Here is a 10,885-nt window from a genome sequence, read left to right as displayed (position 1 = left end):
CCATTCAGGATGCTCGCGTCATCGTTAACGTTTTTCGCGAGCAAGCTCGCTCCTACAAAAGCTTAACTGAACAGCATTAGACCTAAGGATGGACGATGTTCGACTGGAATGACTTGCGGTTTTTTCTCGAGTTGCAGCGCAGCGGGCGTTTGCTCACGGCAGCCCGCCGTTTGAACACTACTCACGCCACGGTGGCTCGGCACATCGAGGCCATCGAAAAGAGTCTCGGCACGGCGCTGTTCGTGCAACACGCCCAGGGCTACGAAATGACCCCGGCCGGTGAAGCGTTGCTCAAACACGCTGAAGCGATGGAGAACGTCGCTCTGTTGGCCCAAGAGGAAATCACTCAATCCACCGCGCCGCTGGGCAAGATCCGCGTGGGTGTGACGGAAGGGCTGGGCATCATGTTCCTGGCCAGCCGCATGAACGGATTGTTCGAGCGCTATCCGGGGCTGGAAGTAGAGCTGGTGGCAGTGCCGCGCTTCGTCAGCATCCTCAACCGCGAGGCGGAAATCAGTATCCACCTCGAACGCCCGGCCGCTGACATGTTGGTCACGCGCAAACTGACGGAATATCGGCTGGCGCTCTACGCCAGCCAGGACTACCTCGATCACGCGCCACCCTTGACCAGTCGCGAAGATTTGGGGCGTCACGCCTGGATCGGTTACGTCGATGACTTGCTGTTCAGCCAGGAACTGATGTTCCTCAATAGCTTCTGCCGCAACCCCCGGGTGGTCTTTCACAGCACCAGTGTCATTGCCCAACAACAGGCCGCGCGCGCGGGACTGGGCATCGCCGTGCTGCCGTGCTACATGGCCAGCGCCGACCCCGGATTGGTGTCGTTGTTTCCCGATGAAAGCATCCTGCGCAGCTACTGGATCAGCACCCGGCGCGAGCTGCACAAGTCCGTACGGCTGCGGGTGATGTGGGACTACGTGGTGGAGTTGTGTGAGCGCGAGCAAGCGTTGTTACTGGGCACCGCGTAGAACCCTGTTCAACGTTTGGGCGGCTGGCGGGTCACCCTTTGCATTGCGTCGAGCGGTTTTCCATCGGGAATTGACAGGATGGCGCGCAAGCCGCCTTCCGGTCGATTGACCAGGGTGATTCGTCCACCCAGCCGAGTGGCGATGGTGTTGACGATGGTCAGTCCCAGGCCCGCACCCTGGGCGTTGCCGCGGCTGTAGAAACGTTCGAACAGGCGCGCACGATCCGCTTCATCAATACCCGGCCCCTGATCGTCGACACTCAGGTGATAGAACCCCTCGGACTGATTCAACTGCACAGTGATGACGCCCTGTTCAGGCGAAAAGTTCGCGGCGTTGGTGATCAGGTTGTTCATGGCGATGTCTATGGCGGCGGCATCACTGACCACTTTGCAGGGGGAGTCGATGACATCGAAAGCCAGCTCCAGATTCCGGCTCAGCAGCCAGGGCGTGAGTTGGGCCAGGCTGTCGCGTACAGTCTGGGCCAGGTCGATGCTGTGCAGCGCAGCGGTCGCCTTGGGTTCCAGGCGGGCCATGGTCAACAACTGATTGACCAGGCGACTGGTGCGGTCGACGCCGGCAATCAGGAACTCCAGCGACTCGCGTCGCTCTTGTTCGGTGCCGGCCTCCAGCAGGTTCTGTGCATGTACGCGCAACACGGCCAGCGGGGTGCGCATTTCATGGGCGGCATCGGCGATAAAGCGCCGCTCACGTCCGAGCACTTCCTGAATCTGCGCGAGCATGCGATTGAGTGCGGCTTGCATCGGTTCGAGCTCGCTGGGCAACGGTGTCAGGTGCAACGGTTCCAGGGACCCGCTGTGCCGTGCCCGCAGGGTCGCGGCCATGTCAGCCAACGGCTTGAGCCCCCAGCCGATGGCCATCCATACCATCGCCGCCAGAATAAGACTGCCCAGGACGTTGGGCCATAACGTATGACGGACGATCCGCTCCACCAGATCGGCGCGTACGTCGTCCCGCTCGCCCACCCAAATCCGTAGATCGTTTTGCTTGTCTTCCAGTAGAAAGGCGCGCCAATGGCGGTTGTTCAGGTCCGTCACGTCGCTGAAACCGGGGGTTGAAGGCGGGGAGGTAAAGGAGGGCGCGCTGGCCGTGTGCACCAGCACTTGGCCACGGCGATTCCAGACCTGAAAGGCAATTTTGCTTTCGTAGGGATGGCCATCGACCCTTGGCACGGCTTCGCTCAGGGCCAGATTAAACGCTCGATACAGGTCGGAATGTTCCTCGCTGGCCAGCGGCATGCGCATCACGCCCTGTAGCAGGCGGGCGTTTTGCGCCAGTTGAGCATCATAGACTTCAGCAATTTCGTGGTTACTGTCGTGCAGGTTGAGCACGCTGATGAGCGCAAGGCCGGCGAGCATCAGGCCGATGATAAGTGTCAGGGTGCGTCGCCTGATCGAGGTCATCGTCGGTCCTCGACCAGGTAGCCGATACCACGGATGGTGCGGATCAGGTCGGTGGAGAATTTCTTGCGCAGGTGGTGGATGTGCACCTCCAAAGTGTTGCTTTCGGCCTCTTCGTTCCAGCCGTAGAGCAGCTGCATCAAGTGATCCCGGGTCATGACGCGGCCCGGAGGCGACAGCAGTTCATGGAGCAGTTGATATTCCTTGGGCGTCAGTGGCACGGGTGTTCCCCGATAGCTCACTTGCTGGGTGCTGGGGTTCAGGCTGATGCCTGCGTGCTCGATCAATGCCTGGGCGCGTCCGGCGCTACGTCGCAGCAGCGCCCGCAGACGTGCCTTGAGTTCAGCCAGGTCGAAGGGTTTGATCAGGTAGTCGTCGGCGCCGGCGTCCAGTCCGGCGATTCGGTCTTCGGTGGCGTCCCGGGCAGTGAGTATCAGCACCGGCAGGGTGGAGCCGGTATCGCGCAAACGGCGTAGCACTTCCAGTCCGTCCATGCGCGGCAGGCCCAGGTCGAGCACTGCCAGATCGAAGGTTTCACTGAGCAGCGAATGCAAGGCGCTGCTGCCGTCCTGTACCGAGTCGACGGTGTAACCCTCCCGGCCCAGCGCCTGATGAATGCCTTCGCCCAGGGCCACATCATCCTCGATGAGCAATAACCGCACGTGGACTCCCCTCAACTGAGTTTCTTGTCAACATCGACCAGCAGCGCCTGGATCTCCCGGCGACGCCCGGTGTCGGCGCTTTCACGGCCAGGCCGCGGTGCCGCTTGCAACGCTTTTTGCAGCGCGGCTTTAGCTTCACTGTAGCGTTTTTGACGGTAGAGGTGATCGCCCCAGAAGTACAGGGTGTCGATACCATTGGGGTTCATCTGCAAGGCGAGCTTGAGCAACTGCTCGGCTTTGTCCGAGTCGCCAAAGCCAATGGGCCAACCGGGCACACGGTCATACAGTGCCCCAAGGCTGGTGTAGGCCGAGCCTTGCAGGGCCTTGGGGTCCAGGGTCAATGCTTTTTCCAGGTCGGCTTTTGCATCCTTGACCTTGCTCAGCGCGCCAAGCCCGCCCTGGGCGCCCGCCCAACTGCTGGTGACGATGCCGGACCAGATCCAGGCTTCGGCGACCGAATCGCGCTGTCGAGTGAAGCTGTCCGTCTGGGCGGCGAGTTTTTCGAAAGCCGCCGTGCGTTGTTCGGCCGGCAGTTCGTATTGAATGTGGGCCCAGCTTTGCTGGATATCCGTGAGGCGTTGCTGGTCGGCGGGGTCCATGGCCCAGACGCACTGGCTCAGCGCTCCAAGCAAAAGGCACGCGGCAAATTTTTTCATGGCTTGTGGTTCTCGCTGTCTGGTTTTTGACTCAGGCGACGGACCAGCGGCAGTTGCTTGCGCAAACCGCGATCCACCAGATTGGGCAGCAGGCTGTTGAGGCGCACGAAAAAGCGCTCCGGCCAGCCCAGGTACAAATCACGGCGGTCGCCGGCGATGGCGTGGACCACCGCTAGCGCGACGGTCTGCGGATCGTCGACGCCCGATTTCAATGCATCATTCAAAGCCTGCGCCGCCGGGCTGTTCATGCTGGTTCGGGTGGCGCGTGGCGCGACGTACAACACGCCAACCCGTGTGTCCGCCAACTCCCGGCGCAAGGCTTCAGAGAACCCGCGCAAGGCAAACTTGGTGGCGCAATAGCTGGCGTAACCGGGATAGCCGATCGAACCGTAGGTTGAACCGACGTTCACCACCATCGCGCTCTTGGCTTGCTTGAGCAGTGGCAGCAAAAGCCTGGTCAGGCAGATCGGCGCGTCGATATTCACCGCCAGCATTGCGTGGATGTCATCGTCATGGAGCTGTTCAAGCATGGCGAAGTGATTGACCCCGGCTGCATTGATCAGCAGGTTGATGCCGCCGACCGATTCGGCGGCCGCCAGCACCTGGCGCCGATCGGCGGACAAGGTCAGGTCGGCGCTGACCCAGCTCAGGTTCTGCGGGTAGCGTTCAAGCAAAGGCTTCAAGGGGTCACGATGTCGAGCCACTGCCAGTACATGGGCACCACTGGCGCACAGCGCCGTGGCGATGGCCTGGCCGATGCCGCCACTGGCACCGGTCAGCACGACGCGAGCCTCAGACAGATGCATGCGTTTGCTCCCCGTCCCGCGGCAAGCCACGGAACATGTCGATGTAGAGTTTGTAGACCACCCTGGAGGCATGGATGACTGCGGCCTGGTCGGCGGGATCGTCAAGGGTGTTCATCAGTCGGCGGTAGGTTTGCATGTGCTCGACATCCAGTGCCCCGTGGGAGCTGAGGTAGGTGAAGGCACTTTCCGGCAAGTCCAGGCGCTCTCGAATGCTGCCGGCCGCATGGGTCGCCAGGGCGATGCTGGTGCCTTCCAGCACATTGACCATGCCAAACAGGCCAACCGGGTTGCTCCGGGCGATCTGGTCGTAAAGAAAGCTGACCATCAGTTCGATCGGCAAGCTCGGGCGGCCCTTGCGCACCGCTTCCTTGTCGCCGCCGCAGGCCTGGATGTCATCGAGTATCCATTGTTCGTGGCCGTATTCATCCTCGATGTACTCGCACACCGCTTCGCGCAACCATTCCAGGCGTGACGGCAGGCGCGCGCCACAGGCCATCATCAGGGGAACGGTGTGGCGCACGTGGTAATAGGCTTGCGTCAGAAAGGCCCGGTAGCTTTCCAGGCTGACCCTGCCCTGGAGGGCATCGACAATGACCGGCAGGTTGTACAGCTCATCACGCTCCCCACGGGTCGCTTCTTGCAAAGTGTCGAAAAAATTCATGACGCGGGTTCCTCGAAAGCGATGGATTCGGTGAGCTGTACCCGGTACCGATCGATGATGGCTTCACGGCGTGGGCGGCCATTGGCGGTCAGCAAGCCGTTGGCGGGGGTGAAGGGTTGATCCAGGCGGCTCCAGTGATGGACCCGGGCGTAATCGGGCAGGGCCTGGTTGGCCTCGGCGACGGCGGCGGCCAACTGTTGGTCAGTGCAGTCCGGGCGATGGGGCCAAAGCAGCGCGTGGTTGCGTGGCATGGCTTCGCCATAAACGAATGCCTGGGCGATTTGGCTGCGCTGGGTCAGTTCGGCCTCGACCCATTCCGGGTTCACGTTGCGGCCGAAACTGGTGACGAATTGATGTTTCTTGCGCCCCTTCAGATAGAGAAAACCGTCGGTATCGAATTCACCAAGATCACCGCTGGGCCACCACTGATCAATAAAGGGCGCTTCACCCAGATACCCCAGCAGGGTCGAGCCCTTGATCAGCACTTCGCCATCGTCGGCCAGGCGAACCTCAACATGGGGCAGCGGACGGCCGACGCTGCCGAGGCGGCATGCGCCCGGGCGATTGAGGCACACCACCGACGCGCATTCCGACAGCCCATAGCCTTCGTAGACCGGTATGCCGACACGTTGCGCGCGTTGCAGCAGTTCCCCGGCAACCCGCGCACCGCCTACAGCGGCAAAGCGCAGCGCCTGGGGATCGAAAGCCCGTTGTTCGGCAGCGCTGACCAGGATCAGCAACAACTGCGGCACCAGGATCAGACTCTCGGGCGCGCGTGAGGCGAGACAGCCGAGCAGGCGCGGCACATCCACGCCGCTGGCGCCCTGTATGCCGAGGGTGCCGTGGCTCGGCAAGCTCAACATCGCGCCGGCATAGAGCGCGGCATAGCAGCCCAGGTTTTCCAGCAGGACTGCCAGGGGCAGCAAGGCCAGATGGTGTTGCACATGGGTGGTTTCGCTGGCCAGGCTCAGTTCGCGCGCCACTCGCAGAATGCTCTCGGCGCCCAGGCACACGCCTTTGGGCGTACCGGTGGTGCCGGAGGTGAACGTCAGTTTGGCGCAACCTTCGGGCAAGCGTGTCGGGACGCTGAAGGTACGGCGCCAGTACTCGCCGCTACGTTGGTATCGCGCTGCTTGCAGTTCGCTTTCGAGTTCCGGGCCGGCAATCACCCATTCAGCCTGGCTTTGCTCCAGGCAGTGCTGGCGTTGCGCCGCGCTGAAAAATGGCGGCAATGTCAGGCAAGTCAGCCCGGCGAACAGTGCGGCCAGGTCCCAGAGTAGCGCGTCGATTCCATTGTCCAGCGCCAGTGCAATCACCTTGACCTTTTCATCGCGCAAATGCTGTCGGCGGTCCATCACTTCGGCATACAGCGTGGCGTAGTCCAGTTTCACTTGATCGCCCCACAAGGCGATGGCGTGGGCGTTTTGTTCGGCGTGGCTGCGCAGGGTTTGTTCGAAGCGCTCGGATTCAGGCGACATGACAGCATTCCTCAAGGGAGCCCGGTAACCCCAGGCGATTGAACATGCCCATGTTGCGCAGGTGTATGAACCCGGCGCGGATGTTGCCGAAATGCACCCAGGGCTTACTTTCGTAATAACTGCCCCAGTGAATGCTATCGTCGCCCAGCCGGTCGGGATCGGCGGCGCACAGGGTCACCGGTTTCAAACCGAGCCGATGAAAGCTGTTCACCAGACCGATGTTGCCGGTAAACGCCACCCACTCCAGCCCACCCATGGCCAGCAGGTATGTCATGGCGATGATGCTCAGGCGCGCGCTGCCGGTATCGCAGGCCGCCAGGTTGCCCACTTCGACGATGCTGGCCCGATCTACCACGTGGTCGGCGGCGGCGCTGATCAACGGATCGATCGACTCATCCAGATAACGCTCCAGGAACAGCTGCTCGCCAAGTGCCAGGCGCACCCCCGCGACCGCGCAGAGTTCGCCGGCGCCATTGCTCAAGCCGAACAGCTGCGGCATGAAATGGCGGATGTCGGCACCATGGGCTTTGCGAAAACGTTGTTGGATAAAGGTTTCGAAGGTCGGCCGCTGAAGTTCTTCGGGCAAGGCTCTGGCCAGGCTCATCGGCGCTGTTTCGCCGCCACCGAAGTGCAGTGGCAAGGGGATGTTCCAGTCAAAGTGGGGCATTGGCAGGCGTCTCCCGGGTAAGTTTCGGGAGGAGTATCGAGGGCTTTTCTTAATGGAATCTGAAGGCGGCGAAACGTCGGGGAATCTATTGCTGGGGGCGAGCGTGTCTCAAGGGAGGATTTCAAAGGCCGTGCTGGCCAGTCGTTCGCCATTGACCATCACGTGCACCGCGTGCCGTCCGGCGTAATGTCTGCGGGTGGTGAGTTCCTTGATGTGCTGGCCGCGGGCGATGGTTTGGGTCCCGTGGCCGGGCAACGTCAGGGCCTTAAGCTTGAATACCTTGGATGAAGTGCTGCCGTTGGCCTTCACGTAATCGATGGCGTAGTCGATCACCAGGCGCTGACTGCCCTCGACCGTGGATTTGACGGCAAACGACAGCGTGATTTTTTCCCCCAGGCCAATCACCGGAGGGTTGACCTGTATATCGGTGATTTCAACCTCGGGCTTGCCACCTGCGCCAATGATCGCCAGCGCCCGCGGGTTGCCCTGCTTGATCAGGCTGCGCAGTGCGTGTTTGGCAATCCAGGTGGTGTGCCGGTTGTCCAGCGACCAGCCTTCGATCCGGTCCAGGACCCACTCGGGATGATCCTTGGTGATGTCGTTGAGGTGGTTGGCGACGGACTTGCGCACGTACAGGCTGGTGTCGGCCTTGAGGTTGTCGAGAATCCCTGCGGCCAGATTCGGATCAGCCTGGACCTGCTCCAGGCGAAACGACCACGGCAGCCGCGGACGGCATCCCTCGCTGGCCAGGCGTCGGACATGCTCGTTGTCGTCCAGCGACCAGTCGTGCATCAGCTTCAGCGAGCGCTCGACATCGCTGCGCAGAAAGGGGCGAATGGCGAACTCCGAGGAGCCGAACGCGGTGAAATACTTGAGTGCGTCCATCGAAATGTCGAACCGATCAGCGCCATAAGTCGCCACGTAATGCGGCAGGCACATGCTGACGAATCCACTGTTGAGGCGCGGGGCGAGGGCGCGCAGTACCTCCAGCGAGGCTTCGTAACCCAGCGGCAGCACGGCATGCAGGCATTCGCTGACGCGGGCCATGCGTTGCATCACCGACAAATCCGCCAGGCCGTTTTTGGCCAGCTTCAGGAAGGCCTTGGCGTCGAATGCCGGGTAAACAGCCGTCATCTCGGTGGCGATGTGCTGGAAGCGTTCGGCGTTGAAGATTTCCTTGAGGGCGGGGGAGGATTGGTCAGCCGACATTGTGGCTTCCTTGGTAGTTGTAATTTATCCAGAGCACCGCGTTATCGTTCATCGCGAGCGGGTTTCCATAGTGTTCATGGGTCGTTCACAGAGTCTGCGATCAATCGAAAAACAGTGTGGGAGCTAGCCTGCTAGCGATGACGGCGGCACATTCGACATCTTCTTTGAACGTGAAGCCCCTATCGCTAGCAGGCTAGCTCCCACAGTAATTACTGGTCGGTCACAGTATCTGCGATCCACTGAAAAACACTGTGGGAGCTAGCCTGCTAGCGATGTGGCCCGCAAAGACAACTCAGTTCTTGCCCGCCTGTTCTTCCAGTTGATCGGACTCAAACAACCTTGCCAGTTCCGCCCGTGCCTCCTGCGCCGTCTGCTTGACCTTCACCGCGTCGTCGTAGACTGCGTGCTGGGCTTCGAGCACCTGTTCGTCGTGATGCTTGAAACGCTTGATCCGCGCATCGGCCTGGGCATGAGTCAACCCCAGCCCGATCAATGTCTGACGGCACATTTCCAGGCTTGAATGGAAGGTTTCACGCACCGCGTGGGCTCCCAAATCCATTAGCCGATGCACGTGCTGGCGGTTGCGGGCACGGGCAATGATTTTGATGTGCGGATAAAGCTTGTGCACCAGCTCAGCGGTCTTGATGTTGGTGTCCGGGTCATCAGTGGCGATGACGAAGAATTCGGCTTCCCCGACCTTGGCCGCACTGAGTATTTCCGGGCGCATCGGGTCGCCGTAGAACACCGGAACGCCGCCAAAGCTGCGGGACAGTTCAATGGTTTCCACCGAAGTGTCGAGGGCGACGAACTTGATGTTTTGCGCCCGCAGGATACGCGCGACGATCTGGCCCATCCGACCCATGCCGGCAATCACCACGCGGGGCTCATCGGCGTCGATGTCACGGAATTTCTCCGGCACCACCACCGGCTGCACCTTGGGGCTGACCAGTCGTGTGCACGCCAGCATCAGCAAGGGGGTCAAGGCCATCGAAAGGGTGATCGCCAGTACCAGCAGATCGTACAGGCGCGGATCGAAAAGGCTTTGATCACGGCCGATCTTGAACACCACAAAGGCGAATTCACCACCGGCAGCCAATACGATGCCGAGACGAATCGCACTGACTTTGCTCAGGCCCCCGGCCAGTCGTCCCACCAAATACAGCAGCGGCAACTTGACGACGATCAGCAGCAACGTCAGCCCCATCACAACAATGGGTTCGCGCAGCAGCAGACTGAGGTTCGCGCCCATGCCGACACTCATGAAAAACAGCCCCAGCAGCAGCCCCTTGAACGGTTCGATCTGCGATTCCAGTTCGTGGCGGTATTCGGAGTCCGCCAGCAGCAGACCGGCCAGAAATGCGCCAAGCGCCATGGAAATTCCCGCCAGATCCATCAGCCATGCGGTGCCCATCACCACCAGCAACGCAGTGGCGGTGGACACTTCCGGCAAGCCGCTTTTAGTCACCAGACGGAACACCGGTCGCAGCAGATAGCGCCCGCCGATCACCACAATGGCGATACTGACCAGCACGCGCAGGCCCTGGTTGACATCATCGGCGGTGCTGACGTTGTGTTCACTGCCGGCCAGCAGCGGCACCATGGCGATCAGCGGGATGGCGGCGATGTCCTGGAACAGCAGGATGGCGAACGCCAGACGCCCGTGGGGACTGGTCAGTTCCTTGCGTTCGGCCAGGCTTTGCAGGCCAAACGCGGTGGACGACAGGGCCAGGCCCAGGCCGAGGACAATCGCGCTGTTCAGCGGTTGCCCGAACACATACAGCGCCAGTACGCCCAGCAGTGCCGCGGTCAGCAGGACCTGCGCCAGGCCCACGCCGAAAACCGCCTTGCGCATGACCCACAACCGTCGTGGCGACAATTCAAGACCAATGATGAACAGCAGCAACACCACGCCCAATTCCGAGATGTGGGCGACGGCTTCCGGATTGCTGACAAAGCCCAGCACGGACGGGCCGATCATCATCCCGGCAAACAGATAACCCAACACCGCTCCCAGTTGCAGGCGCTTGGCAAGGGGAACGGTGAGCACCGCCGCGAACAGAAACACGACGGCGGCTTGCAACAGACTTCCTTCATGGGGCATGGCGAAAACTCCATTAACTCGGTACGGCGGGGGTAACAAGGATAAAGGCTGGTGCTGGCTGCGTCAGCCTTGAATTGAAGTTGCCTGCACGGCCGCATCGTTGCAGGTTTAATGCCGCAGAACTGTGTGGGAGCGAGGCTTGCCCGCGAAAGGGCCGTTAGCGTCGACATCTGTGCTGCCTGACACTGCGCCTTCGCGGGCAAGCCTTAATGCCTGTCAGTTAAGCGATGAAGGTCAACTG

Annotated in this window: 10 protein-coding genes; 1 reads left to right on the top strand and 9 read right to left on the bottom strand. The window is 61.2% G+C overall.

Going from position 1 to position 10,885, the window contains the following annotated elements; translation table 11 throughout:
- Positions 1-95 precede the first annotated feature (95 nt).
- Positions 96-986, top strand: coding sequence for a LysR family transcriptional regulator (locus ACRESJ_RS14020; RefSeq protein WP_431758424.1), 891 nt, complete (start codon positions 96-98; stop codon positions 984-986).
- Between the two features lie 8 nt (positions 987-994).
- On the opposite strand, the gene ACRESJ_RS14015 is transcribed toward ACRESJ_RS14020, so the two are convergent.
- The 9 genes from ACRESJ_RS14015 to ACRESJ_RS13975 form a co-directional block, all read right to left on the bottom strand.
- A complete protein-coding gene (locus ACRESJ_RS14015; protein WP_431758423.1) occupies positions 995-2,407 on the bottom strand; it encodes an ATP-binding protein in 1,413 nt (470 codons plus the stop codon).
- Complete coding sequence (locus ACRESJ_RS14010) at positions 2,404-3,066, bottom strand: response regulator (RefSeq protein ID WP_431758422.1); 663 nt, start codon at positions 3,064-3,066, stop codon at positions 2,404-2,406. Before ACRESJ_RS14010 ends, ACRESJ_RS14015 begins: the two co-directional genes overlap by 4 nt.
- Before the next feature lie 11 nt (positions 3,067-3,077).
- Positions 3,078-3,722, bottom strand: a complete 645-nt coding sequence (locus tag ACRESJ_RS14005) for a tetratricopeptide repeat protein (RefSeq protein WP_431758421.1) — start codon at positions 3,720-3,722, stop codon at positions 3,078-3,080.
- The gene (locus tag ACRESJ_RS14000; protein ID WP_431758420.1) at positions 3,719-4,528 is read right to left on the bottom strand and encodes an SDR family oxidoreductase; all 810 of its coding nucleotides are present in this window, start codon (positions 4,526-4,528) and stop codon (positions 3,719-3,721) included. Before ACRESJ_RS14000 ends, ACRESJ_RS14005 begins: the two co-directional genes overlap by 4 nt.
- Positions 4,515-5,189: a TenA family transcriptional regulator gene (locus ACRESJ_RS13995; protein WP_431758419.1), complete on the bottom strand. Its 675-nt coding sequence runs from the start codon at positions 5,187-5,189 to the stop codon at positions 4,515-4,517. Before ACRESJ_RS13995 ends, ACRESJ_RS14000 begins: the two co-directional genes overlap by 14 nt.
- Complete coding sequence (locus ACRESJ_RS13990) at positions 5,186-6,667, bottom strand: AMP-binding protein (protein ID WP_431758418.1); 1,482 nt, start codon at positions 6,665-6,667, stop codon at positions 5,186-5,188. Before ACRESJ_RS13990 ends, ACRESJ_RS13995 begins: the two co-directional genes overlap by 4 nt.
- Positions 6,657-7,334 carry a thermostable hemolysin gene (locus tag ACRESJ_RS13985; protein ID WP_431758417.1) on the bottom strand — a complete coding sequence of 226 codons (678 nt, stop codon included), beginning with the start codon at positions 7,332-7,334 and terminating at the stop codon, positions 6,657-6,659. The genes ACRESJ_RS13990 and ACRESJ_RS13985 overlap by 11 nt, the downstream gene beginning before the upstream one ends.
- Positions 7,335-7,442: 108 nt before the next feature.
- On the bottom strand, positions 7,443-8,543 hold the full coding sequence (locus ACRESJ_RS13980) for a DNA alkylation repair protein (RefSeq protein WP_431758416.1): 1,101 nt from the start codon (positions 8,541-8,543) through the stop codon (positions 7,443-7,445).
- Between the two features lie 292 nt (positions 8,544-8,835).
- The gene (locus tag ACRESJ_RS13975) at positions 8,836-10,644 is read right to left on the bottom strand and encodes a monovalent cation:proton antiporter-2 (CPA2) family protein (protein ID WP_431758415.1); all 1,809 of its coding nucleotides are present in this window, start codon (positions 10,642-10,644) and stop codon (positions 8,836-8,838) included.
- Positions 10,645-10,885 lie beyond the last annotated feature (241 nt).

The sequence above is a fragment of the Pseudomonas sp. genome, assembly GCF_050739655.1.
Lineage (GTDB): Bacteria > Pseudomonadota > Gammaproteobacteria > Pseudomonadales > Pseudomonadaceae > Aquipseudomonas.
Note: the sequence above shows the minus strand (reverse complement) of the source record. Positions and strands in the feature narration are given on the sequence as shown.

Coding starts and splice junctions, on each gene's coding strand:
- ACRESJ_RS13985 (WP_431758417.1), bottom strand. CDS start 7,334: ATGCCCCACTTTGACTGGAACATCCCCTTGCCACTGCACTTCGGTGGC.
- ACRESJ_RS13995 (WP_431758419.1), bottom strand. CDS start 5,189: ATGAATTTTTTCGACACTTTGCAAGAAGCGACCCGTGGGGAGCGTGAT.
- ACRESJ_RS13980 (WP_431758416.1), bottom strand. CDS start 8,543: ATGTCGGCTGACCAATCCTCCCCCGCCCTCAAGGAAATCTTCAACGCC.
- ACRESJ_RS14015 (WP_431758423.1), bottom strand. CDS start 2,407: ATGACCTCGATCAGGCGACGCACCCTGACACTTATCATCGGCCTGATG.
- ACRESJ_RS13975 (WP_431758415.1), bottom strand. CDS start 10,644: ATGCCCCATGAAGGAAGTCTGTTGCAAGCCGCCGTCGTGTTTCTGTTC.
- ACRESJ_RS14000 (WP_431758420.1), bottom strand. CDS start 4,528: ATGCATCTGTCTGAGGCTCGCGTCGTGCTGACCGGTGCCAGTGGCGGC.
- ACRESJ_RS13990 (WP_431758418.1), bottom strand. CDS start 6,667: ATGTCGCCTGAATCCGAGCGCTTCGAACAAACCCTGCGCAGCCACGCC.
- ACRESJ_RS14005 (WP_431758421.1), bottom strand. CDS start 3,722: ATGAAAAAATTTGCCGCGTGCCTTTTGCTTGGAGCGCTGAGCCAGTGC.
- ACRESJ_RS14020 (WP_431758424.1), top strand. CDS start 96: ATGTTCGACTGGAATGACTTGCGGTTTTTTCTCGAGTTGCAGCGCAGC.